The following is a 23,202-nucleotide window of genomic DNA, read 5'->3' as shown; positions in this document are numbered from 1 at the left end:
TGATTGAACGGGTGTTTAATGTGCTGCACATGCGTACAGCATCGGAGGATCTCACCACCAAGGCGCGAATCCGCGACACCGCAATCGGCGTCTTCGGCTCCCAGGGCTTCACCGCAGGCGTGCGGTCCATCGCCACGGCCGCAGGCGTCTCTCCGGGGCTGCTCAATCACCACTTCGGGTCCAAGAACGGGCTGCGCACTGCGTGCGACGAGCACGTTCTGCGGGTGATCCGCGAGTCCAAGGCAGCGTCGTCCGCCCCCACCGGAATGATGGAACAGCTCGCCCGTATCGACGAGTACGCGCCGCTCGTCGCATACATCGTGCGGAGCTTCTCCGCAGGCGGCACGTTGGCACGGGAGTTGTTCGAGCACATGGTCGACGACGCCGTGCGCTACATCGACGACGGCGTCCGAGACGGCCGGTTCACACCCAGCCGAGACCCCGCGGCGCGGGCCCGATTCCTGACGCGTCAGAACGTCGGAGGCTTGCTGTTGTACGTGCAGATGGCCGGCCCCGACGTCGATTTCCGTGAGGCCCTGAGCGCGCTCGGTGACGAGATCACCCTTCCTGCACTCGAGCTCTACACCGACGGATTGTTCACCGACTCGCAGGCTTTGAACACGTATCTGGAGGCCCGGACATGACCGACGCGATCGCAGTCGACGGACTCGTCAAGACGTTCGGTTCGGTCCGGGCCCTCGACGGACTGGACCTGCACGTGCCGACCGGTGAGGTGCACGGCTTCCTCGGACCCAACGGGGCCGGTAAATCCACGACCATCCGCGTGCTGCTCGGTCTCGTCCGCGCGACGTCGGGAACGGTGCGCTTGCTCGGCGGCGACCCGTGGGCCGACCCTGTTGCACTGCATCGACGCCTGGCCTACGTCCCGGGCGACGTGACGCTGTGGCCGTCGCTGACCGGCGGTGAAGTGATCGATCTGCTCGGCCGAATGCGCGGCGGCGTCGACACCGCCCGCCGCGCCGAACTGCTCGACCGGTTCTCCCTCGATCCGAGCAAGCGCACCCGCACCTACTCCAAGGGCAATCGGCAGAAAGTCGCGCTGATCTCGGCCCTGGCCTCCGATGTCGAGTTGTTGATCCTCGACGAACCCACGTCGGGACTCGATCCGCTGATGGAACAGCACTTCGGGGACTGCGTGAAAGATGCTGCCCGACGCGGAGTCACGGTGCTGCTGTCGTCGCACATCCTGTCCGAGGTGGATGCGCTGTGCAGTTCGGTGACCATCGTCAAGGACGGCCGAACGGTGGATACCGGCACGCTGGCATCGATGCGGCACCTCACCCGAACGACGGTGACCGCCACCGTCGATCGAGTGCCGGGCGATCTCGCAACACTTTCAGGGGTCACTGCGGTCGATGTGGACGGTTCCACCGTCACCTGCACAGTGGAGAACGACGCCCTCGCTGCAGTGATGCACGTGCTGGCCGACGCCGGAGTGCGGAGCCTGGTCAGTGCCGCTCCGACTCTGGAGGAGCTGTTCATGAGGTACTACGCATGAACGGCACGGGAGCACTGCTGCGGTTGTATCTGCGCCGCGATCGCCTGGTGGCGCCCATCTGGGTCGTTCTGCTCGGCGCGCTGCCGCTGCTGTACGCGGTCAGCTTCGAGGGCTTGTATCCGACGGCGGCAGACCGTCAAGCGTTCTATCTCGGCACCGTGGCGGTGCCGGCACAAGCGGCGCTCGTCGGGCCCATCTTCGGCAGCGACCTGGGTGCCCTGGTGTCGTGGCGCGCCGGCTTGATGCTCACTCTCGTTCCGTTGGCCGCGATACTCACCGTCGTTCGGCACACCCGCGCTGAGGAGGATGCGGGGCGCACCGAGCTGATCGGGTCGACTGCAGTGGGCAGATACGCAGGGCTGAGCGCGGCCGTGCTGCTCGCGGGCTGCGGCGTCGCGGCGACGGGAATGTTGTCGTTCGTCTCGCTGTGGGTATTCGGTCTACCGGTGGTCGGGAGCCTCGCGTTCGGTGCCTCGATCTTCGTCGTCGGTGCGGTGTTCGTCGGCTGCGCGGCGCTGGCGGCACAGGTGGCGTCCGGGGCTCGCGCGGCTCGCGGCTACGCCCTCGGCTTGTTGGCCGCAGCGTTCGTACTCAGAGCGCTCGGCGACATCGGCTCGGGAACCCTGTCGTGGTTCTCACCGATCGGGTGGTCCGCGTACGTGCGGCCGTTCGCCGACGAGAGGTGGTGGCCGCTGCTGCTGTCGCTGATGGCTGCAGCCGCGTTCTGTGCCGCGGCGTTCGTGGCAGCGACTCGACGCGATCTCGGCAGTGGTCTGCGGGCCGAGCGCCGCGGCCGGGTGGCTGCCGTGCCGTCCCTGTCGGGGCCGGTTTCCCTCGCGTGGCGACTCTCGCGCGGGACCACCGTCGCCTGGACCGTCGGGCTCGCTCTGTTCGGCATCGCGATCGGCTCGTCCACGGACGGGATAGGTGACCAGCTCGGCAGCAGCACCGCCATCAGCGACGCGCTCGGGAAGTTCGGGGGCACCACACTCGAACAGTCTTTCGTCGCCGCCGTGCTGAGCATGGTCGGCATCATGGTGGCGGCCTACTCGGTGGCCGCACTGCTGCGGCTGCACGGAGAGGAAGAGGCAGGATTGGCCGAGATCGCCCTCGCCACCGGCATCTCGCGGATCCGATGGCTGACAGGGCATCTACTCCTGGCCGTCCTCGGCCCAGCGTGGCTGCTGCTGGTCGTCGGCGTCGCCGTCGGACTGACGTACGGGTCGGCGACCGGCGATGTCGCAGGCGAATTGCCGTCCGTGGTGGGCGGCGCATTGATTCAGCTCCCGGCCGTGTGGGTGGTGACAGCCATCGGCGTGGCCCTGTTCGGCGCTGTCCCTCGATTCGCGACCGTCCTGTGGGCGATCCTGGGCGGATTCGTCGCCCTCGGCCAGATCGGTGCGGTGGTGGGCCTGCCGCAGCCGTGGCTCGACCTCTCGCCCTTCACGCACGTTCCGCGATTGCCGGGAGCAGCACTGTCCCTCGCGCCGATCGGGTGGCTCGTCGTCACTGCCGTCGGTGTCGGCATCATCGGGTCGGCAGCATTCCGGCGAAGAGACATCCGAGGGTGATGCTGGTCGAATAGCATTGTCGATGGCCGATATGTCCGGCCCGGCGGTGAGCGTCAGGTCCGGTGATGCTCGGCCGGAATCCGCATGGAGGTTGTGTGAACTCGACATTCCTCCGCGTGTGGTGGAATCAGCCGCACAGCTACGAGTCGGTGGTGAGCTACCTCGGTTTGCACGGTGCGCTCGCACCGTATCGCCTCGCCGCAGCACTGAGCACGTTCTCGTACGGGCTCGGTGCCGGCGCACTGCTGTTGCTCACCGACACGCCTCCGACCTCCGTGATCGGTAGGTCCGTCTTCGTCGTAGCGATCGTCTCGACACTCGTGGTCGGTGTCGCCTGGCTGAAGGCTCCATGGCCGTCGAAGCGTGTGTCCCTGTCGTTCGCCGCGTACTCGGACATCGGAGTAACGCTGGTTCTGTTGTCGTACGGATCGCCTCAGACCCTCTTCTTGGCGCTCGCGCTGCTCGCGGCCAACAGTGTCTACGTACAGCTCTTCCACAGTGCGAGGGTGATGGCTCTGCATCTGTTGTGGGCCGGGGCAACCGTGGTGCTGTTCTTCATGCTCATCCTGCTGTCGCCGGAAACCGATCACGGACTGGCCGTCGCGCAACTCGTGGTGCTGATACCCATCACATTCATGGGCCCGACGTTCTTCCAGTACCTGCTGCTCAAACTGCAGGTCCAGGCACAGGCCGCCAACTTCGACCCACTCACGCAGGTGCGTAACCGTCGAGGACTCGACGAGGCCATACCGGTGTATTTCCTCGGTGCGACCGATGTATCGGTGATGGTGGTCGACGTGGACAGGTTCAAGTCGATCAACGACAGATTCGGTCACCACCAGGGGGATGCGGCCCTGCAACTCGTCGCACGTCGGTTGACGACGGACGGGGTGCTCGTTGCGCGGGTGGGCGGTGAGGAATTCGCGGTGGTGACCAAATCGGCCGAGGACGAGGCCCTCGCACTGGCCGAGAAATATCGCTGTGCCGCGCATTCCGCAGGGGACCCCGCGCCCCTGACGGTGAGCATCGGCGTCGCGCACTGCAGCGCCGTGAGCTCGGAGGCCGGTGCCGACGTCGTCGAACTCACCAGGCTACTGCTGCGTCGAGCCGACGCTGCGATGTACGAAGCCAAGAAGCAGGGCGGTAATCAGGTGGTGGTGGCGGATCTGTCTGCGCGAGACGACGTGACCGGCTGAGGTGACCGGACCGGCCGATGCACCGAGACGCGAGTGCATCGGCCGGCGACTCAGTTCGGTGTCGAGTCGTCGTACTGGTTCTCGACGTTCTGCTGGAATTCGTCGGCGCATTGCTGTTGCGCTGCAGTATCGCTGCCTGCGTTGCTGATGCAGTCGGTGAAGTCCTGTCCACCGACTGCGTTGAACAGGCCGACGCCGACGACGACGAGAACGATCGACAATGCTGCGGCCACGAAACCCAGGATGATCGCGATGAGGGACACGGTGCCGTTGGTGGCGACGCGCTTCTTGTACCTGGACCGACCGATGAAGCCGAGAACGATGGCGATCAGGCCGAGGAGAATTCCGCCGATGACGGTCCAGGAGAAGAGCACACCCAGAATCGCCAGGACCAGAGCCACCGTGCCCATGGTGTTCTTCGGCGCTACCGGCTGTTGTTGATACCCGCCCTGCTGGGGGTACTCACCAGGTGAAGGATAGTTTCCGGGAGGGGGATAGTTTCCGGGCGGCGGATTCTGATTCGACACGTTGAGTACCTCCGAAATCGGCGATCGTGAACGCTGGGAGTGTATGCGGGTGTCTGCTGTGGGCCCAGGCCCCACATGTTGCCGTGATCAACTTGTCATCGAACACGCATGTCAACCGCCGAGTCGCGAGTGCATCTCCCAGATCAGTACCTCGGCCGGCTCTGCGGCGGTGATACGTTGTCCGCCAGTCGAACTCATGCGGGCGGCGTCGCCCTCCCAGAGCTCGCCCACACCCTCGAGCGTGACGGTGCCGCGCGCGACGAACAGGTGCACGAACGGGGCATCGGGAACTGTCACCGAGGCACCGGGCAGCAGCCTTGCCGCATGTAGCGCTGCCGACTTCTGGCCGATGGTGATTGCTGCCCGGCCACGGTGCTTGTCCATTCCCGACGCGACGGTGACCAGCCCGCCCCGCAGTAGTTCGTCACCGATCTCGAGCTGTTCGTAACCGGGTTGTGCACCGGGGCTGTCCGGCAGCACCCACATCTGCACGAAGCGAACGGGTTCGGTGTGCCTGTTGCCGTCGATGCTCCAGGAATCGTTCTTCTCGGAGTGCATGATGCCCTTGCCTGCCGTCATCCGTTGCGCGAGGCCGGGATAGATGATTCCGGAGTGTCCGATGGAATCCTGATGCACCAGCGAACCCTGCACCACCCACGTGACGATCTCCATGTCGCGATGCGGATGCGTCTCGAAACCTTGACCGGCAGTGACGATGTCGTCGTTGTTGACCAGCAACAGTCCGTGATGGGTGTTGTCCGGGTCGTAGTGCTGACCGAACGAGAACGAATGTTTCGAGTCCAGCCAGGACACACGGGTTTTCGATCGATCACCGGCGCGGTGCACGTCGATGTGGGCGGTCAGTGGAGCGGACATGTTTCCACTCTACGAGCATGTCTGTGCATCGGCGTACGACCTGCATAACGTTCGGGTGTCTTTGCTGTCGGTGTGTGGGTGCCGCCGCGAGTGGGTAGGTTTCGCTGCGTACGGTCACAAGCTCCGCAAACTCCCACGAAGGCGGCGAGAGATTCTCATGGTCGGTTCCAGCTCGAGTGTGGCACGCACGGTCGAACCCCAGCTCGAGGATGCTCTGGCAACCTGGTTGCCAGGTCAACGGTGGTTCGGCGCAAAGGGTTCGACGGTGAGTGCGGTGCGGATCGTCGCGCGTGACGTGCTGGCGGACGAGCCGCATTTCGCGGCCGAGCATCTGCTGGTGGAGGTGCAGTTGACGCAGGACGGCGCGGCCGTGACGCAGACCTACCAGGTGCCCCTGGGCTTCAGGACCGAACTGACCGACGACCTTCGGCCGTGGGTGCTGCCCGTGACGGGCGAGGTGGCCGTGTTCGACGGTTTGCGGGACCCCGAGATCATCGGCCTGTACGGTGACGCGCTCGCTGTCGGAAAGGCCACGGGTAGCATCGAATTCAAGATCGTGGACGGTTCGAGTGTGCCGAGCGGTCTGCGCGGTCGGGTTCTGGGGGCGGAGCAGTCCAACACTTCGGTGATACTCGGTGATCTGCTGCTGCTCAAGCTGTTTCGCCAGGTACCGCCGGGGATCAGTCCGGATGTGGAGCTGCATCGCGCGCTGGCGGAGGCAGGCAGTGTCAACGTCGCGCCGCTTCGCGGCTGGCTCGAAGCCGAGGTCGGTGGTGAGCCCACGACGCTCGGCATGGCTCAGGATTTCGCCGCGAACTCCGCCGAGGGCTGGACTGCGGCGCTGGCCAGCGTTCAAGAGGTGTTCGATTCCCCGCAGACACCGATCGAAGACCTGCCGGCCGACTTCGCCCCGGACGCGCGTCGAATCGGAGCGGCCGTGGCGCAGGTGCACCACGACCTGGCGTCGGTGCTGGGCACCGCCGAACGGTCGGTGGAATCGACCGCCGTCGAGGAGATTCTTGCCCGCATCTCGGGTGTGGCGCGGGTGGTGCCGGAGATTGCGGAGTACATCCCGGCGGCGACCGCTCTGATCTCGCGGGCGGAGGCGTCGAACAGCACCACGGTGCAGCGCATCCACGGCGATCTGCATCTGGGGCAGGTGTTGGGTACTCCCGAGCGGTGGCTGCTCATCGATTTCGAGGGTGAGCCGGCGAAGACCTTGGCCGAGCGTAGACAGATGGACAGCGCTCTGCGTGACGTGGCGGGGATGCTGCGCTCGTTCGACTATGCAGCCAATCACCTGCTGGTCGACCTGCCCGAGGACCCGTCGGCACGAGAACGAGCCGAGAAGTGGGCGGCCCGCAGCATTGCAGCATTCTTCGACGGATACGCCTCGGTGGCCGGGCACGATCCCCGCGAGGAGGCCGACCTGTTGCGCGCATACGAGCTGGACAAGGCCGTGTACGAAGTTCTGTACGAGGCGCGCAACAGGCCTACCTGGCTGTCGTTGCCGATGCGCGCCGTGGCGCGCCTGGTGAGCTGAGCGGTGAGCTGGGGGGCGGGAGTGGAGCCTGCAGTAGCGACCTTGGGGGGCGGGAGTGGAGCCTGCAGTAACGACCTTGGGGGGCGGGAGTGGAGCCTGCAGTAACGACCCAGGGGTCGTCGTCGACCGGCGCGTCTACGACAAGTACCGTATTGCCTGACACGGGAGGCAGGACATGAACGGTATTTTGGCAATTTTCGGCATTGCGGTGGTCGTCATCACCATCGTCGTAGTGGTCGTGCTCGTCGCGGTGTTGTTCGTCGCATCGATCAAGCCCAACAGTCTCAACATCGACCTGGACCGCAAGAAGCGCGCTCGGGAAGAAAGTTCCACCAAGGCCTGAGACGTCCGTCACGTCCGAGACCGATTCGTTCGTGCGAACAGTTGTATCGAGTCGAAGCGCCGACCGACGCTTCCGGTTCTACAGCTGGAGACCTCGTGAGCACTTCCCTGAAAGTCCCGGCCGCGTCCGGGCCGGTGGGCTATGCACCTCGTATCAGGTCGCGGATGCTCGGGGAGTCGGTGCTCGCTCAGTTCACACGTTTCGTGATCGTCGGGGTGTCGAGCAACGGTGTGTACGCCCTGTTGTTCGTCGCTCTCGCTTCCCTGGGATCGTTCACGGCCAACCTCGCAGGTGTGGCTTCGAGTACCGTCCTCGCCAACGAGCTGCACCGCCGCCACACCTTTCATGCGGCCGGACGTGTGGGCTGGTTCCAGACGCAGTGGGAAGCCGGGGGACTGGCCCTGATCGGGTTGGGTCTGAGTACCGCCTCACTGGCCGCGATCCACATCCTGTTCCCGGCTGCGCCGACGTACGTGCAGGTTCTCGTCGTCGTCGCTGTGAGTGGCATCTTCGGAGCCGCCCGGTTCCTCGCTCTCCGTGGCTGGGTGTTCCGCCCGGCGACGATCGCGTCCTCGGGTTCCACTCTCGCCGCTCGCTGAGCTGTGACGTTGCACCATTCGGTGCAGACGTCGATTGCTACCTCTAACAGAATCCGGGCAAGGTTCCACACCCCGCGCATGTATCGCCCTAGGCTTGCGAGCTGACGTCAACGCGAGGAGGCATCTCGATGGCCAGGGATCTGACACAGCTCGAGCTTTTGCAAGAGTTGGTGCCCACTGCCGAGGACAATGTGAACCGGCACATTTCGATGGCGCGGGAGTGGCATCCTCACGATTACGTTCCGTGGGACGAGGGCCGTAACTTCGCCGCACTCGGCGGTAAGGACTACGACCCGGAGCAGTCCAAGCTCTCCGACGTCGCACAGGCCGCGATGATCACCAACCTGCTCACCGAGGACAACTTGCCGTCCTACCACCGTGAGATCGCCGAGAACTTCTCCCAGGACGGTGCCTGGGGAACGTGGGTCGGTCGCTGGACCGCCGAGGAGAACCGTCACGGCATCGTCATGCGCGACTACCTCGTCGTCACCCGCGGCGTCGATCCCGTCGCCCTCGAAGAGGCCCGGATGATCCACATGACCAACGGGTACGTCTCGCCCGCCGGTGCGGGGGTCGGTCTGCTGCACTCGGTCGCGTACGTGACCTTCCAGGAACTCGCCACCCGCGTCTCGCACCGCAACACCGGCAAGGTCTGCGACGATCCGATCGCCGACCGGATGCTCCAGCGCATCGCCGCCGACGAGAACCTGCACATGATCTTCTACCGCAACATCACCGGCGCAGCGATGGACATCTCGCCCGATCAGACGTTGCAGGCGGTCTCCGACATCGTGATGAACTTCGTCATGCCAGGCGCGGGGATGCCGAACTTCCGCCGCAACGGTGTGCTGATGGCCAAGCACGGCATCTACGACCTGCGTCAGCACCTCGAGGACGTCGTCTGGCCGGTGCTGCGCAAGTGGAGCGTGTTCGAGCGCAACGACTTCACCGCCCGCGGTGAGAACAAGCGTGAAGAACTCGCCGCGTTCCTCGAAGACCTCGAGCGTCAGGCCACCAAGTTCGAGGAGATGCGTGATCGCTCCCTCGCCCGCGAACGTGCGAAGGCCGAGTCGCGCGCGTCGTAGTGCCTGCGGCAGTGGCGTGATTATGTGCCGCCCGGGGGCTGTCGCATTTTGATGGTGGGGCGTCTCGAGTGTCGAGGCGCCCCATTGTCGGTGGTGCGGGACAATGTGTTGGTGGCGAAGGGCTATCGACCGGTCGATCGTGATCAACAGTTTCTGATTCCACCGGACATGCGCGAATGGTTACCGGCGGAGCATCCGGTGTGGACGCTCATCGACATCGTCGATACTCATCTCGACACCTCGGCGTTTCATACCGGGCGTCGACTCGGTGGGGTCGGGCGCGCCGGATACGACCCGGACATGCTGCTCACGCTGCTGATCTGGGGCTGGTCGAAAGGGATGCGGTCTTCACGCCAGATCGAATCTGCGTGCACCGATGTGGTGTCCTACCGGGTCATCTGCGCCGGCGATGCCCCCGATCACGCCACGATCTCTCGGTTCCGTAAAGACAACCACGCGGCCTGCGAGTCGCTGTTCGCACAGGTGTTGACGTTGGCGGCGCGGGTCGGTTTGGGGTCGTTGGGGACCATCGCTCTCGATGGGGTCAAGATCGCCTCGAACGCCTCCATCGGAGCCAATCGCAGCGCGGAAGGATTGAAGGCCGCCGCCGAAGCCGAGTCGGCGAAGGCTGCTCAGACCCGGGCACGCGAGATCGCTGCCGCAGCGGCCGCAGCGCACGCCGACGTCGATGCTTCCGAGGACGAACTCTACGGCGAGGACGATCCCGGACCAGGCAGGGTTCCTGCCGAGTTGGCCGACCCGACGTCGCGATCGAAGCGGATCGCGGAGGCGTTGGCGCAGATCGAAGCCGAAGACGATGCCCGCGAGAAGGCCGCCAGGACCGCTGCCGAGGGTCATCTCGAGCGTCTCGATGCCGGGAAGTCCCCGGCGGGTCGGGTGCCGCTCACCGCGCAGGTAGCCGCTGCTCACCGGCGTCTGGCACGGGAAATCGCACGACACGAGGCCACCGAGGCACGGTACCGGCAGCGAGCCGATGCTGCTGCGCGGCGCGGCGGGAAACCGAAAGGCAAGGTTCCGGTTCCAGTCGAGGATCACTACCGCGTGATCGCTGCACGCACCTCGGTGTCGAAGGCGGTCGCCAAGCACAGTGCTCTGGAGCGCACGACGCCAACGGTATTGCGGCGCAACATCACCGATCCGGATTCTCGGATGCAGCCGCTGCGAGGTGGTGGCTGGGTGCAGGGCTACAACTGCCAAGCATTCACCGCCGAGGACGGCATCATCATCGCCACCGGCGTGGGCACCAGCCCCTCCGATGTCACTTACTACGAGAAGATGGTCGACAAAGCGGTCGCTGCGGCGGCAGTGATCGCCGACAACGCACCACCGCAGGCCGAGCAGCCGTCGATCGGAATCATGCTCTTCGACGCCGGCTATTGCTCGATCGACAACCTCGACGCACCGGGCCCGGACCGGTTGATCGCCACCGGAAAATCGCGGACACTCGAAGCCGCCGCTGCCGCGGCCGTAGCTACGCCGGTGTCGGATCCTGCACCAGCGCAGGGTAATTCGATTACCCGGATGGCCGAACGATTATCCACCCCGGAGGGAATCGCAACGTACCGCAAACGGTCTCACATCGCCGAGACACCGTTCGGACAGGCCAAACACAACCTCGGATTCCGGCGATTCACCAGCTGCGGCCTCGACCGAGCGACGAGTGAATGGTCCTTCCATGCCGCGGTGCACAACATCGGCAAAATTCTCACCCACCTGACCGCCGCACCCAACGCAGCGCTGGCCTGACCCAGCGGAACAGAGCACCCCAACGCCAAAAAAGAGGTGACCCGGGCATCGAACCCGAGCCACCCCTTCGCAACGTCGAACTACCGCTCACTCAAAATGCGACAGCCCCCCCGGGGCACATAATCACGCCACTGCGACGAAGCCGCATACTGGGGTGTGAACGAATTCTGGGACCGCATTTCCGCGGTGAGTCCTGATCCACCGGTGTGGATCGTCCAAGTCGCTGCTCTGGCTGCACTTGTCATCGTCGTGTTGCCGCAGACCTGGCGGATCGCGCGCAACGTCGTGACCATCGCGCACGAGGGCGCACATCTGTTCGTCGCACTGATCACCGGCCGACAACTGATGGGGCTGCGACTGCACTCCGATACCTCCGGCGTCGCGATCTCCAAGGGCAAGCCCACCGGCCTCGGCGTCATCGCGATGACGTTCGCCGGCTACGTGGGGCCGTCGCTGTTGGGGCTCGGTGCTGCCCTGGTGCTCGGGACGCAGCATGCGGTCGCGGTGCTGTGGATCGGCGTCATCTCGATTGCGTTGATGCTGTTGATGATTCGCAACATCTACGGCTTGCTGTCTCTCGTAACTGTCGGCGCTGCCCTGTTCGTTGTGTCCTGGTGGGGCACCGGAGAGCAGCAGGTCGCTGCGGCGTACTTCATCACGTTCTTCCTGCTGATCGCCGGTCCGCGCCCCGTTCTCGAACTGCAGAAATCCCGCAGCGCCGGACGGGCTCGGGACTCCGACGCCGATCAACTGGCCCGCTTGACCTTCCTGCCGGGCATCGTCTGGGTCGGCCTGTTCCTGCTCGTCACCGTCGGCTCATTGGCGTTGGGGGCGTGGCGGATTCTGGTTCCGGTGCAGTGACGGTAGGTCAGCTGTCCCTCAACGATCGCACCAGTCGCGCTATGCGGGCCGCTCGGGTCTGCTCTCGCGCAGCGTTGTCGATGGGCATCAACAACTGACGCCGCTCGCTCGGCCGCTTCCGCTCCCACGCGGATGTGCAGTGTGCCGCCTCCATAGCCTTTGCGACGTCTTGCGGGACAGGTACCAGATCGGGGTCGACCGGCTCGAATTCGCACGACACCAGATCACCGGGACGGACGCCCAACCGGCGCTGAAGACCTGCACCGATGTAGACGAACGATCCGGGCATCACATTCGAATCCGCCTTGTTGAGGCCCAGATTGAGACTCAGCCCGTCGATCGAACCGTCGATCCGGCGCGTCGGCCACCGCTCCGCTGCCTCGACCAAACGAGCCGGAACACGGATGATCGCGTACGTGTTCTTGCCCCACGTCAACGGTTCCAGCACTGCGTCGAATCGAAAGCGGTCACTCACGATTGCCTCGCACCGTCCACGCACCGCTGAAGGGAATTTCGCCCACGATCGCAGCATAATCGAGTGGACGTCTCCGACAACGTGACGGACTTTCGAGGCAGTGAGGGAAGGGGCCGGCATGGCCGTCATGGACGATGCACCCCGAGTACATGCGGAAACACGCGGGCAATGGCGGACATGGCTGATCGCACATCACGGGACAACGGAATCCGTGTGGCTGGTGTCGTGGAAGAAGGCCACTGGAAAACCGGCGATCAGTTACGACGACGCCGTTACGGAAGCGCTCGCGGTGGGGTGGGTCGACAGCCGCCCGCGCAAGCTGGACGACGAGCGAACCATGTTGTATTTCTCGCCCCGGAAACCCGCGAGTGCATGGTCCCGTCCGAACAAGATTCGCATCGAGGCCCTTCGTGAAGCAGGCCTGATGCTTCCGGCGGGGGAGCACGCGGTCGAGGCTGCCGTGGCCAACGGAGCATGGACCGTACTCGATGAGGTCGAGGATCTGATCGTTCCCCAGGACCTCGCGGCTGCATTCGCAGAACACGTTGATGCGGAGGGTAATTGGAACCAGTTTCCGCCGTCCGCGCGGCGCGGGATTCTGGAGTGGATCGTGACTGCCAAGCGGCCCGAGACCCGAGCCGCCCGTGTGCACGAGACTGCTCGGCTCGCATCGATCGGCGAGCGCGCAGCTCGATGGCAACCCAAGCGCGACGGACGATGACAACCGGGGTCGCCGACTGTCACGAGCGAAGCGATCCTCGAAAGAGTATGTCCAACAATTGGCGTCGCGCCTCGGTCGGCGATATGTGTTCCTCCAGCACGTGACGCGTCATCGAAGTGATCCCCGCGATGACAAGACCGGCCAGCATCTCGACGTCCACATCGGCCCGTAGACGTCCTTGCGTGCCCATAACCGACAGCAGCCCGTGTACGTCTGCGCGGAACCGTTCGATGTGTCCGGTGACGGACTGCGGCGGCGACCCGAGCGCGGCCGTCGTGAGCAGGGCCCTCGTCGGAGATTCGGCGAAGTAGATCAACTGCAGGTCGATGTAGTCACCCAGCACCGTCATCGGATCCGACCCTGCCCCCCGGTCCAGTACGTCCTGAAGCTGCGCCTCGACGCGCACCACTTCCTGCTCGACCCAGGCATCCAGAATCCGAGACACGTCCGCGAAGTGGCTATACAGCGTCGGCCGCGACACCTTCGCGCGCGCGGCTACCGCGGACATCGTCATACGGCCGGTCCCCTGCTGGTCGGCCAATTCGATCGCTGCGAGCATGATCCGCTCGCGCGCGGACAGCTCGTCGTTCGTCGTCACAACGTCCTCCTGCCCGCTCCTTGTCAGCAGCCTTACAACCTGTAAGGCTATCGGTCATGGCACGTACACCGCACCCGGCCGCCGAGCACACACTCTCGCCGGACAGGCTGAGGCGACTCCGCATCTGGAACCTCTCGCTGTCCGCGCTGCATGCTGTTCAGGCCATTGCGGTGCTCGTCATCGCATCCGACTTCGCCATCGATGTGACCACCGCGTACCCGGCGGGACCACCGGGAACGGTGGTCCCGCAGGCGCAGGAAGCGTTCGCGGTTCCCATCGGTGTCGCCGTCGCAGTCTTCCTCGCACTGGCGGCGGTGGATCACTTCGTCACCGGGGCACCGTTGCGAACATCGTACGAACGCCACCTGTCGCGCGGTGTCAACCCGTTCCGATGGCTCGAGTACAGCGTCAGCGCCACGATCATGGTGGTCCTCATCGCCCTGTACGCCGGCATCACGCAGATCGGTGCGCTCATCGCGATCGTGGGCGCCAACGTCGCCATGATCCTGTTCGGTTGGCTCCAGGAGCGCTTCAACCCACCCGGACAGCGACCGGACCTCACCGCGTTCTGGTTCGGCTGTATCGCCGGTGCCGCACCCTGGGTGGCGATCACCGTGAACCTCGTCGGTGCTTCGGAGGTTCCCGGGTTCGTCTACGGAATCTTCTTCTCGTTGTTCGTCTTCTTCATGAGCTTCGCGGCCAACCAGTGGCTGCAGTACCGAAGAATCGGGCCGTGGAAGGACTACGCATTCGGCGAGTTCGTCTACCTCGTACTCAGCCTCGCCGCGAAATCCGCTCTGGCCTGGCAGATCGTGGCCGGGTCGCTCGCATGATCGGCCGTGGAAGGCCACACCTGAGCGTCGGCGACGACGACGTCGTTCTCATCACCGGGGCGACGTCGGGCATCGGTGCCGGGCTTGCCGCCCGGTTTCACGCGCGTGGTGCCCACGTCGTCATCACCGGTCGCGACCTCGAGCGCCTGAGCGCGATGGCCGCGGAACATCCCGGCATGACGCCGATCGTCATGGACGTCCGCGACCCGGAATCCGTGCGCCGCGCGATGGACGACATCGCCGCATCGATTCCGCATCTGACGACCCTGATCAACAACGCGGGAGTTCAACGCCCACAGGACTTCTCGACGCAGGAGCGGCCGGCGATCGCGGACATCGCCGACGAGATCGCCACCAACTTCACAGGACTTGTGGACGTCACCTCGGCAGCGCTGCCCCTCCTGCGTCTGGCCCCTCGCGCACGGGTGATGCACGTCGGCTCCGGCCTCGGCTTCGTTCCACTCACCGGCGCTCCCGTGTATTCCGCGACCAAAGCGGCCGTGCATTCGTTCACCGTCAGTCTCCGGCATCAATTGCGCCGAACCGCCGTTCAGGTCGTCGAACTCGTCCCGCCGGTAGTCGACACACCGTTGCACCGCAGCATGAAGAGCGCGCCGCCGATGGCGATGCCGTTGGAGAAGTTTCTCGACGCGACGATGGCCGGACTCGACAGTGGCCGCGACGAGATCGCCATCGGACTGGGCCGAGTGTCGATCATCGGGTCACGGCTCGCGCCGTCGATCCTGCTCGGACTCATCAATCGAGACGGTCCACCCCGCTAGAACACCACCCACAGCAGTGATGCGACGGCGAAGATCGCCAACCCCAGTGTGGTTTCCATGACGGTCCATGTCTTCAGGGTCGTCTTCTCGTCCATGCCGAAGAAGCGGCTGACGAGCCAGAAGCCGGAGTCGTTCACGTGGGAGAGGACGGTGGCTCCAGCGGCCAGTGCGAACACCAGCAGCGCGATCTTGAAGTTGCTCAGATCCAGTTCGGCCACCTGCACCGAGATGAGCCCGGCGGTGGTGGTCAACGCGACGGTGGCCGAACCCTGCGCGACGCGTAGCGCGGTCGCGATCAGGAAGGCCTGCAGCAGAATCGGCAGTCCAAGGTCGGACAACGACGCCGTCAGCGACTGCCCGATGCCACTGGCCCGCAGCACTCCACCGAACATGCCGCCGGCTCCGGTGATCAGGATGATCGAGCAGATGGGCCCGAGGGCCTGATCCATGTACTTGGCACCGTCGGCCACCGGGAAGCGTCCGGGCGCGAGGACGAACAGGGCCAGCAGCACAGTGATCAGTAGCGCGATCGGCGTCTGACCGATGAGCGTCAGGGCAGCTGCCCAGGTCTCGTCGCCGGTCAGTACGCCCGAAGTGGTCAGTGTGTTGACCACGGTGTTGAGGGAGATCAGTACGAGCGGCGTCAGCAGGATGAACAGCACCGCACCGAACTTCGGCGCAGGGTCGCGGAGGCCGGCCATCTCCTTGTCGTGTTCTTCGGAGTTGGCTGCTCCGCCGGAGAAGATGTCGGCGGGCATGGTGTGGAACCGCTGGCCGAGCTGCGTACCGACGAGATACGAGCCGACGAACCAGGAGATGACGGCGACGGGTACGCCGACCAGCAGTACCGATCCGATGTCTCCGCCCAGAAGGTCGGTGGCGGCAACCGGACCGGGGTGCGGGGGCACGATGGCGTGCATCGCTGCGAACGCGCCCGCAGTGGGGAGTGCGTACAGCAGCACCGAACCACCGAAGCGCTTGGCGACGGTGAAGATGATCGGCAGGAACACCACGAGTCCGGCGTCGAAGAAGATGGGGAAGCCGAAGATGAGTGCGGCGACACCCAGGGCGAGCGGTGCGCGTTTGGCACCGAATCGGTTGATCAGGGTATCGGCCAATACTTGTGCACCACCGGTGATCTCGAGCAGTCTGCCCACCATCACGCCCAGGGCGACAAGTAGGGCGACAGATCCGAGGGTGGAACTGAAGCCCGAGAGCAGGGCCGACGGCACGTCTGTCAGGGGGATTCCCGCCGCGACGGCGGTGACCGCGCTGACCAGGACCAGTGAGACGAAGGCGTGCAGTTTCACCTTCATGATGAGGAACAGCAAGACAGCGACGGCTGCGGCCGCGATCAACAGCAATGCGGTCGTTCCGTATGCCGGTTCGATCGGATCCATGGGGTTTACCTCGTTCGTTCGGCTCGAATTTCGACCATAACGGACAGGTGGAACGTCGCGCGGGGTAACGAGCGCCGGTTGTCGGTCGACTTCGGTCGGGTGGAGTACGGTGCGGGTATGAGTGATGGGGATCACGTAATGGGTGGGGACGGCTCCAAAGTTCAGGCGAAGGAGCAATTGCGCGAGCAGGCTCAGCGCTACGCTGCGGCTGCGCGCCTGAAGATGAAGGAGCGCCGCGCAAACGCGTCCGGTGGTCTCGGAGCTGTTGTCGCCGAACGCGCGGGCGGCTGGGACCTCGACGACCAGAACACCGTGGCGATGGATCGTCAGCAGCGGCTGTGGAACGGGGTGATGGACCGGTACTTCCGGATGGAGATCGACGGTTGGGAGACCATCCCCGAGTCGCCGGTGCTGGTCGTGGGGGTGCACTCGGGTGCGCCGTTCGTGTGGGACGCGTGGACCGTCGGTGCACAATGGTGGCGACACTTCGGCGAGAAGCGAATTCTGCACGGAACAGCACACGACGCATTGATGGCGTTCCCGTTGATCGGCAAAGTCTTTCGATCCATGGGTGTACTTCCCGCGGCACCGGACTCGATGTCGACGGCGCTGGCCGAGGGGCGCGACGTGATCGTGTGGCCGGGCGGAGAGATCGATTCGTTGCGGCCCTGGAGCAAGCGAGACGAGGCCACTCTCGGTGGTCGAACCGGCTTCGTCAAGCTCGCCATCCGCATGGGTGTACCCATCGTGCCGGTGGCGACAGTGGGTGGGGCCGACGCGATGCCGGTGCTCATTCGCGGTGACAAGCTGTCGAAAGCGCTGAAGCTGGACAAGATTGCACGGTTGAAGGTGTTTCCGATCGCGATCTCGCTTCCCTGGATCATCGCGCCCGCCGCGCTGCCCCAGATTCCGTTGCCTGCCAAGATCCGTACCCGTTTCATGCCGCCGGTCGAACTGGATCACGATCCGGCTCGGTGCGAGGACGAGGCGTACGTCGACGCCAAGTACGACGAGGTGCGTGCGAGCATCCAATCCGGAATGGACGCTCTCGCCAGTAAGCGAAAGTTCCCCGTCTTCGGCTGATTCGCAGCTGTCCTGACAACGCGGACCGAAGCTGACCGCGATCATTTCTAGCGTCCTCGTCGTACGGATTCACTCAGTGCGACGAGGGGCGTGAACAGATGATCGAAACATCCGGATTGACCAAGACTTTCCGGCAGGGCAAGAAGACCGTGGAGGCGGTGCGGGGCATCGATCTGACGATCGGTGAGGGTGAGCTCGTGGCTTTGCTCGGCCCCAATGGGGCAGGCAAGTCGACCACCTTGCGGATGCTGACCACCCTGCTGGCACCGACGTCCGGCTCGGCTCGGATCGCCGGATTCGACGTAGCGAAAGATCGGGACGGGGTTCGTCGGAGCCTCGGCTACGTGGGGCAGGGCAACGGCGCGGGCCACAATCAACGCGTCCGTGACGAGCTTGTTGTGCAAGGCCAGTGCTACGGCATGACGCGTCGGCGATCACGCAGTCGCGCAGACGAATTGATCGCCGATCTCGAACTCGGCGAGCTTGCCGAGCGCACCGTCTCGACTCTCTCGGGTGGGCAGCGGCGACGACTCGACATCGCGCTGGGGCTGGTGCACCGTCCGCCCCTGTTGTTTCTCGACGAGCCGACCACCGGAATGGATCCGCAGAGCCGGGCGAACCTGTGGGACCACATTCTGCGGCTCAGGCGAGAGATGGGCACGACCATCGTGCTCACCACGCACTATCTCGACGAGGCCGATTCGATGGCCGAGCGAGTGATCGTCGTCGATCGCGGCACCGTCATCGCCGATGACACCGCCGCGGCGCTCAAGTCGGAACTGGCAGGCGACCTCGTGGTCCTCGCCGTCTCCGACGCGTCGGCGCTCCTGCCGTTGCTCGACGGTGTTGCTGGGATCAGAGACGTGACGGTCGCGGGTTCGCGGCTGAACATTCGGGTCGAGCGAGCCGAGGTGGTCCTTCCGGAATTGCTGCGCCTCAGTCAATCCCACGGAGTCGACGTGCTGACTGCCGATATGACGCGACCGACCCTCGACGATGTGTTCCTCGGCCTCACCGGGCGAAGTCTTCGGGAGAGCGCCAACGTGTCCCTCGAAACCGCGGGCACGGCAGGAGAACTCCGATGAACGTTCTCTCGGGCAGCACATTGGTGATGGGTCGGGAGCTGCGGCCGATGGTCCGCGATCCGTTCACCGTCATCTTCAGTCTCATCCAACCGCTGATTCTCCTGGCGCTGTTCGGCCCCCTGCTCACCGAGGTCCCCGGTCTGGGCAGCGGAAGTGTCTGGGACTGGTTCGTTCCCGGGGTACTCGCGATGATCACCATCTTCGGAACGTCGATGACGGGCTCGAATCTGTTGGCCGAGTTGCAGCAGGGTTCGCACGAACGAATGTCGGTGACACCGCTGCCGCGAGCGGCGCTGCTCGTCGGGCGCGCGTTCAAGGAAATGGTGCCGTTGGCCGCCCAGGGCGTGCTGATCATCCTGGTGGCATTGCCGCTCGGCCTGTCCGTGAATCCGATCGGTGCAGCCTTGGGAATCGTGCTGCTCGGGGTGTTCGGAGTCGGGCTCGGTGCCTTGTCCTATGCATTGGCTTTGTCTGTGCGCGGCCAGGATTGGGTGTTCTGGTCCATCCAGCAGACGCTGATGTTTCCGTTGCTGATTCTCTCGGGCACGATGCTGCCGCTGACTACCGCCCCGGGTTGGATGCAGTTCCTGGTGAACATCAACCCTCTCGGATATCTCGTCGACGCCGAACGTGCACTGTTCGCCGGTGACTTCGCGAGTTCGACGGTGACGGGAGGTGTCGTTGCAGCGGTCGCGACCGCAGCGGTCGGACTTGCCGTCGGGATCCGGGCTATGGGTTCCTCGCGGGTGTGACGCTAAGCTCGCGTCATGGATCGTCCTGCGGTAATTCTCGAGAACGATGTGACCGTGTACGACTTCTACCTGCGTCACCGGCAGAATCGTCAGGTCGCGAGGTTGGCGTATGCCGCCCTTGCCCGACGCTTCCGTCCGCGGGTGTCGTATCCCGACGGTGCCCGTGAGGAGGTGCGTCGTCTCGTGTACGACGACACGCGTCTGCTCATCGCGGTCAATCATCTGACCGAGAGCGATCCTTACACCCTCGCAGCGGCGGCGTGGTCGTCGCCGCTGCGTCCGGTCATCGGCCGCACCCGGGTCTTGGCCAAGGACGAGCTGTTCCAGGAACCCAAACAGCGCAGGCGAATCGACATGATGGGTGGCATTCCTGTCTTCCGTGGCAAGAATCATGGAATGCGTGCGGTCAGCGCTGCGGGCAACCGCATGATGGACGTCAGCGCCGAGCGAATGAAGCGGGGCGACGACCTCGCGGTGTTTCCCGAGGGCACCTGCAACCTCGAAGATCCGACGACGGTGCAGCACGTCGGCAGCGGTATCGGCCACATCGCGATGCGGGCGCGCAAGCTGGGGGTGGAACCGGTGCTCATCTGCATCGGTATGAGCTACGGCCCCGGTGTGCCGAGCGTGAAGCAGGCGAGCGTCTACATCGACACTCCCATCACCGAACTGCCCGAGAAGCCGATCGACATCACGCGGGTGGTGGCAGAGGGAATGCAGAAGGCACTCGACGGAGCGGTGGCGGCGTACTAGCCTGAGTTCCGTACTCGCACGCCGGCGCGGGTCCGGCGGTAGAGTGCCCGACTGTGTCAGGAAGAATCGCAGTGACGTCGCTGTCTCATGCGGCACCGTTTCGGCACGTGGCGCATGCGGGCGGTCAGTACGTACTCGCCCACGCCCGTGCCCTCGCCTCGGCCGTCGACACCGTCTACTTCGTACCCGAGAGTGCCGACAACGCAGCGGCACAAGCCGATACATGGTCCGACAGTGTCTCCGTCGAATTGGTGTCGACGCGACTCGGACGCATCGAGGGACTCGTGCAGCGGGCACTGTTCCTCCTCGACCCGTATCGCTGGAATGCCGGCTACACCCGAGCCGCTGTGCGAAATCCGGATCTGGTGGCTTCCATACGTCGATCGGACATCGTGGAAGTGCAGTGGGTGGAGTATTTTCGGCTCGTCGGGTTCGTTCGCCGGGTTGCACCGAACGTGCGCGTCATCGGCGTCGTACACGACGTGGTGTGCGAACGTATTCATCGGCACGCGATCAACTCCCCGAGCCGATTAGTCCGTTGGACCGCGGGGGTGGGGCGTGCGGTCAACAGATTCCGAGAACGTCGGCTGATTTCTGCCCTGGATACGGCAATAGTGTTGAGCGACAAAGATGCCGGGCTGTTGGCGGACCTGGGGGTCACCTGCCACGTCGATGTGGTGTGGCCGAATCTCGAGGAGCCGGGGATGTCCGACGCCGTCGGCCCCAACAGCGTCGACGGCAAATCCGTCATCTTCGTCGGGGCATTTCGCCGTCCGGAGAACGAAACCGCCGCAGTGCATCTCATCGAGAGAATATGGCCTGCAGTTGTTGCTGCACATCCGGACGCGACCCTGCACCTCGTCGGGAGCAACCCTTCGACACGCATGCTCGCCGCCGCCGAGAACGTCGCGAGCGTGCACGTTACCGGATTCGTCGACTCCATCGAGCCCTTCTACCGCGGTGCGCGGTGTGCTGTCGTCCCGCTGCGCACCGGCGCGGGGGTGAAGTTCAAGACCCTGTCGGCAATGCTGTGGGGCGTACCGGTCGTGGCAACACACGTCGGCACCGAAGGCATCGGCGAAGACAGCCTGTTCTACGCCGTCTCCGACACCGACGCCGGGTTGGCCGACGGCTTGGTGCAATGCCTGAACGACGACCAAGCAATGGTGGCAGCCGACCGAACACGCACCTGGGCAAGGGCGCGTTACACCTGCGAGCCATTCGCGGAGCGACTGCGAAAGATTTACGGACGGGGACCTTTCGGCATGGATTCGACCGGCGGCGACGACGACAACGGTGCCCAGCGCAAGTGATGACCGAAGAGTCAGTCCGCCTGACCGTTGGAAGTAGATGCTCGCGAACGCCGGCGCAGCTCGGATATCGACGGAACCCAGACGCCGCGCACGAACACGACGTAGCCGCGCTTGATCTTGCCGAGCGAACGCCGAAAGTACAGAACATCATGTCGGGCTATATGGATCGACATCCCCATTATGTATTTTCCCAGATTTCCTGCAGCAACCGCTCGCGGAAATACTTCGAAACTTCTCTCGGTCAGTTTTCGTCGAGATCGGATGATCGCCAGTCGGTCGTCGTCCACGCCCTCGTAGGAAGCAACGACCCGTTTGTCTGGAGTCCACGATCCTTCGGCTGCATCGTCGGCCAAACGCACCGAGAGCCCAACTCGTCGATGTCTGACGTTACCCTCCTGTGTTACGGCGGCTTCTTCCGCACCGAGTGGCTCCAGCAACAAGCGGCCGTCGCTGACACCGTCCTGTAGCAGTTCGGCAAGCTGCGGATCCCGGCAAACGACTACGTTGGTTCCACGCCAGTCATCTTTGAAGCGCGGCAACCACGCATCACCGAATGTGATGTCAGCCGTCTCGCCGAAGATATCGTCACAGAAATTGCAGGCATTCAACTGAAACAATCCATGACCCCAGTTGCCACCGATCAGTGAATTAGTGGGGCGGCTGAACTCTGTGCCGGTCGAGGAATCGATGGCACTGAAATCGTAGTCGCTGGACTGCCGCCCTTCGCGTTTGACTCGGAAGTCGACACTGTCGATGCGGTCCGGTGCGACGCCGGTCTGCCAGGCAAGCGACTGCGCGAAGAAGGACGACTTCAAATGACCGCAAACCAAGCCGATGAAGTACTTGACCTGACTTGCCAGGACCTCGTCGGAGGCACCCAGGTGGCGCATCGCAGTCACGAAGCAGGGGACACCGACAAATGCGTACCGCAATCCATCTCCACGTATTCGGTTCACAACTTCGGTTACCGTGGTCGAGTAATACATCGACTTTCGGTTGCTCTCGAGTCCCTCCGTGTCCCCGGATGTCATGTATTCGAACAGGGGTTCTGTAGCCGATCCGACGTGAATCACACCGTCTACCAGGCCCTTGTCCAGCAATTCGCCCGCCAACCAGCTGGTCATCCCACCGGAACTGCTCCCCAGGAGTCTTTGGTCGGACGTGACCCTGCCGACTTGAATCGATATGTATCTGCCCACAACCGGGTCTTCGGATGGAGTGGATGTGAACAATCGGTCCGCTACCGCAGTCTCATCCGGCGTCTCGTCGGCAAAGGGGCACACGCTCGAGCCCACCGCGACTGTCGATTCGGGGAGACTGTTCAATTGCGCGCTGTAGTAACCCTTTTCGTTCATTGTGACGTCGATGTCTCCTCCGGTCGCGACGCTACACACACCGCACCCGACGCAGACGTCGTTTTCGACGACCATTCTGATCGATGGAAAGCCCAGGGCGACAGTGGCACGTGGTGTAGGCGCAGCGAGGTCGCCCGCCTGCCGATCACTGTCAGGGAGCATTCC

24 protein-coding genes are annotated in these 23,202 nt (G+C 64.3%); 18 read left to right on the top strand and 6 right to left on the bottom strand.

From position 1 onward, the window contains the following. Positions 1–29: 29 nt before the first annotated feature. The 4 genes from AABD04_RS23425 (at position 30) to AABD04_RS23410 (ending at position 4,286) form a co-directional block, all read left to right on the top strand. Positions 30–644, top strand: a complete 615-nt coding sequence (locus AABD04_RS23425; RefSeq protein ID WP_341442680.1) for a TetR/AcrR family transcriptional regulator — start codon at positions 30–32, stop codon at positions 642–644. After that, positions 641–1,519: an ABC transporter ATP-binding protein gene (locus tag AABD04_RS23420; protein ID WP_341442679.1), complete on the top strand. Its 879-nt coding sequence runs from the start codon at positions 641–643 to the stop codon at positions 1,517–1,519. Before AABD04_RS23425 ends, AABD04_RS23420 begins: the two co-directional genes overlap by 4 nt. Next, positions 1,516–3,090, top strand: coding sequence for an ABC transporter permease (locus AABD04_RS23415; protein WP_341442678.1), 1,575 nt, complete (start codon positions 1,516–1,518; stop codon positions 3,088–3,090). Before AABD04_RS23420 ends, AABD04_RS23415 begins: the two co-directional genes overlap by 4 nt. Before the next feature lie 95 nt (positions 3,091–3,185). After that, a complete protein-coding gene (locus AABD04_RS23410; protein WP_341442677.1) occupies positions 3,186–4,286 on the top strand; it encodes a GGDEF domain-containing protein in 1,101 nt (366 codons plus the stop codon). A 50-nt stretch (positions 4,287–4,336) separates the two neighbouring features. On the opposite strand, the gene AABD04_RS23405 is transcribed toward AABD04_RS23410, so the two are convergent. Together AABD04_RS23405 and AABD04_RS23400 are read right to left on the bottom strand one after the other, a co-directional pair. Further along, positions 4,337–4,813 (bottom strand): DUF4190 domain-containing protein, encoded by a 477-nt coding sequence (locus AABD04_RS23405; RefSeq protein WP_341442676.1) that lies wholly within the window; start codon positions 4,811–4,813, stop codon positions 4,337–4,339. A gap of 111 nt (positions 4,814–4,924) precedes the next feature. Beyond that, on the bottom strand, positions 4,925–5,689 hold the full coding sequence (locus AABD04_RS23400; protein ID WP_341442675.1) for a pirin family protein: 765 nt from the start codon (positions 5,687–5,689) through the stop codon (positions 4,925–4,927). Positions 5,690–5,846: 157 nt separating this feature from the next. Between AABD04_RS23400 and AABD04_RS23395 the strand changes: the two genes are divergently transcribed. The 6 genes from AABD04_RS23395 (at position 5,847) to AABD04_RS23370 (ending at position 11,887) form a co-directional block, all read left to right on the top strand. After that, positions 5,847–7,232, top strand: a complete 1,386-nt coding sequence (locus tag AABD04_RS23395; RefSeq protein ID WP_341442674.1) for a maltokinase N-terminal cap-like domain-containing protein — start codon at positions 5,847–5,849, stop codon at positions 7,230–7,232. A 175-nt stretch (positions 7,233–7,407) separates the two neighbouring features. Next, the gene (locus AABD04_RS23390; RefSeq protein WP_156516139.1) at positions 7,408–7,575 is read left to right on the top strand and encodes a hypothetical protein; all 168 of its coding nucleotides are present in this window, start codon (positions 7,408–7,410) and stop codon (positions 7,573–7,575) included. A gap of 164 nt (positions 7,576–7,739) precedes the next feature. Beyond that, positions 7,740–8,174, top strand: coding sequence for a GtrA family protein (locus AABD04_RS23385; protein WP_341443128.1), 435 nt, complete (start codon positions 7,740–7,742; stop codon positions 8,172–8,174). A gap of 128 nt (positions 8,175–8,302) precedes the next feature. Continuing rightward, the gene (locus AABD04_RS23380; RefSeq protein WP_341442673.1) at positions 8,303–9,259 is read left to right on the top strand and encodes an acyl-ACP desaturase; all 957 of its coding nucleotides are present in this window, start codon (positions 8,303–8,305) and stop codon (positions 9,257–9,259) included. Between the two features lie 105 nt (positions 9,260–9,364). Beyond that, positions 9,365–11,026: a transposase gene (locus tag AABD04_RS23375; protein ID WP_423228249.1), complete on the top strand. Its 1,662-nt coding sequence runs from the start codon at positions 9,365–9,367 to the stop codon at positions 11,024–11,026. A 156-nt stretch (positions 11,027–11,182) separates the two neighbouring features. After that, the gene (locus tag AABD04_RS23370) at positions 11,183–11,887 is read left to right on the top strand and encodes a M50 family metallopeptidase (protein ID WP_243595293.1); all 705 of its coding nucleotides are present in this window, start codon (positions 11,183–11,185) and stop codon (positions 11,885–11,887) included. A 7-nt stretch (positions 11,888–11,894) separates the two neighbouring features. Here AABD04_RS23370 and AABD04_RS23365 read toward each other — a convergent pair whose 3' ends face one another. Then, a complete protein-coding gene (locus AABD04_RS23365) occupies positions 11,895–12,362 on the bottom strand; it encodes a YdeI/OmpD-associated family protein (protein WP_341442672.1) in 468 nt (155 codons plus the stop codon). A gap of 118 nt (positions 12,363–12,480) precedes the next feature. On the opposite strand from AABD04_RS23365, the gene AABD04_RS23360 reads away from it, so the two are divergent. Beyond that, positions 12,481–13,083: a YdeI/OmpD-associated family protein gene (locus tag AABD04_RS23360; protein WP_341442671.1), complete on the top strand. Its 603-nt coding sequence runs from the start codon at positions 12,481–12,483 to the stop codon at positions 13,081–13,083. Positions 13,084–13,102: 19 nt separating this feature from the next. Here AABD04_RS23360 and AABD04_RS23355 read toward each other — a convergent pair whose 3' ends face one another. Continuing rightward, positions 13,103–13,681: a TetR/AcrR family transcriptional regulator gene (locus AABD04_RS23355; RefSeq protein ID WP_341442670.1), complete on the bottom strand. Its 579-nt coding sequence runs from the start codon at positions 13,679–13,681 to the stop codon at positions 13,103–13,105. 56 nt (positions 13,682–13,737) lie between these two features. Between AABD04_RS23355 and heR the strand changes: the two genes are divergently transcribed. Further along, entirely contained in the window at positions 13,738–14,514 is a 777-nt protein-coding gene (gene heR, locus AABD04_RS23350; protein WP_341442669.1) for a heliorhodopsin HeR, read from the top strand. Further along, positions 14,511–15,296, top strand: a complete 786-nt coding sequence (locus AABD04_RS23345) for an SDR family oxidoreductase (protein WP_341442668.1) — start codon at positions 14,511–14,513, stop codon at positions 15,294–15,296. The genes heR and AABD04_RS23345 overlap by 4 nt, the downstream gene beginning before the upstream one ends. Here the strand turns inward: AABD04_RS23345 and AABD04_RS23340 are convergent. Continuing rightward, entirely contained in the window at positions 15,293–16,696 is a 1,404-nt protein-coding gene (locus AABD04_RS23340; protein WP_341442667.1) for a GntP family permease, read from the bottom strand. The genes AABD04_RS23345 and AABD04_RS23340 overlap by 4 nt on opposite strands. Before the next feature lie 117 nt (positions 16,697–16,813). On the opposite strand from AABD04_RS23340, the gene AABD04_RS23335 reads away from it, so the two are divergent. The 5 genes from AABD04_RS23335 (at position 16,814) to AABD04_RS23315 (ending at position 21,682) form a co-directional block, all read left to right on the top strand. Next, the gene (locus AABD04_RS23335; protein ID WP_341442666.1) at positions 16,814–17,779 is read left to right on the top strand and encodes a lysophospholipid acyltransferase family protein; all 966 of its coding nucleotides are present in this window, start codon (positions 16,814–16,816) and stop codon (positions 17,777–17,779) included. Between the two features lie 98 nt (positions 17,780–17,877). Then, complete coding sequence (locus tag AABD04_RS23330; protein WP_341442665.1) at positions 17,878–18,864, top strand: ABC transporter ATP-binding protein; 987 nt, start codon at positions 17,878–17,880, stop codon at positions 18,862–18,864. Further along, the gene (locus tag AABD04_RS23325; RefSeq protein WP_341442664.1) at positions 18,861–19,616 is read left to right on the top strand and encodes an ABC transporter permease; all 756 of its coding nucleotides are present in this window, start codon (positions 18,861–18,863) and stop codon (positions 19,614–19,616) included. Before AABD04_RS23330 ends, AABD04_RS23325 begins: the two co-directional genes overlap by 4 nt. Before the next feature lie 15 nt (positions 19,617–19,631). Further along, positions 19,632–20,369: a lysophospholipid acyltransferase family protein gene (locus tag AABD04_RS23320; protein ID WP_341442663.1), complete on the top strand. Its 738-nt coding sequence runs from the start codon at positions 19,632–19,634 to the stop codon at positions 20,367–20,369. Positions 20,370–20,422: 53 nt separating this feature from the next. Further along, complete coding sequence (locus tag AABD04_RS23315; RefSeq protein WP_341442662.1) at positions 20,423–21,682, top strand: glycosyltransferase; 1,260 nt, start codon at positions 20,423–20,425, stop codon at positions 21,680–21,682. Between the two features lie 11 nt (positions 21,683–21,693). Here AABD04_RS23315 and AABD04_RS23310 read toward each other — a convergent pair whose 3' ends face one another. Further along, positions 21,694–23,199, bottom strand: a complete 1,506-nt coding sequence (locus AABD04_RS23310) for a Coenzyme F420 hydrogenase/dehydrogenase, beta subunit C-terminal domain (protein ID WP_341442661.1) — start codon at positions 23,197–23,199, stop codon at positions 21,694–21,696. Between the last annotated feature and the right edge of the window lie 3 nt (positions 23,200–23,202).

Origin of the sequence: Rhodococcoides navarretei (assembly GCF_038069675.1) — a bacterium.
Taxonomy (GTDB): Bacteria; Actinomycetota; Actinomycetes; order Mycobacteriales; family Mycobacteriaceae; genus Rhodococcoides; species Rhodococcoides navarretei.
The sequence above is the reverse complement of the archived record's forward strand: the minus strand, read 5'-3'. Positions and strand labels throughout refer to the sequence as shown.

Bases quoted from the DNA above. Each gene is read 5' to 3' on its own strand.
- AABD04_RS23420 (WP_341442679.1), top strand. From the start codon at position 641: ATGACCGACGCGATCGCAGTCGACGGACTCGTCAAGACGTTCGGTTCG.
- AABD04_RS23340 (WP_341442667.1), bottom strand. From the start codon at position 16,696: ATGGATCCGATCGAACCGGCATACGGAACGACCGCATTGCTGTTGATC.
- AABD04_RS23425 (WP_341442680.1), top strand. From the start codon at position 30: ATGCGTACAGCATCGGAGGATCTCACCACCAAGGCGCGAATCCGCGAC.
- AABD04_RS23395 (WP_341442674.1), top strand. From the start codon at position 5,847: ATGGTCGGTTCCAGCTCGAGTGTGGCACGCACGGTCGAACCCCAGCTC.
- AABD04_RS23330 (WP_341442665.1), top strand. From the start codon at position 17,878: ATGATCGAAACATCCGGATTGACCAAGACTTTCCGGCAGGGCAAGAAG.
- AABD04_RS23335 (WP_341442666.1), top strand. From the start codon at position 16,814: ATGAGTGATGGGGATCACGTAATGGGTGGGGACGGCTCCAAAGTTCAG.
- AABD04_RS23385 (WP_341443128.1), top strand. From the start codon at position 7,740: ATGCTCGGGGAGTCGGTGCTCGCTCAGTTCACACGTTTCGTGATCGTC.
- AABD04_RS23325 (WP_341442664.1), top strand. From the start codon at position 18,861: ATGAACGTTCTCTCGGGCAGCACATTGGTGATGGGTCGGGAGCTGCGG.
- AABD04_RS23400 (WP_341442675.1), bottom strand. From the start codon at position 5,689: ATGTCCGCTCCACTGACCGCCCACATCGACGTGCACCGCGCCGGTGAT.
- AABD04_RS23390 (WP_156516139.1), top strand. From the start codon at position 7,408: ATGAACGGTATTTTGGCAATTTTCGGCATTGCGGTGGTCGTCATCACC.
- AABD04_RS23360 (WP_341442671.1), top strand. From the start codon at position 12,481: ATGGCCGTCATGGACGATGCACCCCGAGTACATGCGGAAACACGCGGG.
- AABD04_RS23380 (WP_341442673.1), top strand. From the start codon at position 8,303: ATGGCCAGGGATCTGACACAGCTCGAGCTTTTGCAAGAGTTGGTGCCC.
- heR (WP_341442669.1), top strand. From the start codon at position 13,738: ATGGCACGTACACCGCACCCGGCCGCCGAGCACACACTCTCGCCGGAC.
- AABD04_RS23310 (WP_341442661.1), bottom strand. From the start codon at position 23,199: ATGCTCCCTGACAGTGATCGGCAGGCGGGCGACCTCGCTGCGCCTACA.
- AABD04_RS23415 (WP_341442678.1), top strand. From the start codon at position 1,516: ATGAACGGCACGGGAGCACTGCTGCGGTTGTATCTGCGCCGCGATCGC.
- AABD04_RS23345 (WP_341442668.1), top strand. From the start codon at position 14,511: ATGATCGGCCGTGGAAGGCCACACCTGAGCGTCGGCGACGACGACGTC.
- AABD04_RS23320 (WP_341442663.1), top strand. From the start codon at position 19,632: ATGGATCGTCCTGCGGTAATTCTCGAGAACGATGTGACCGTGTACGAC.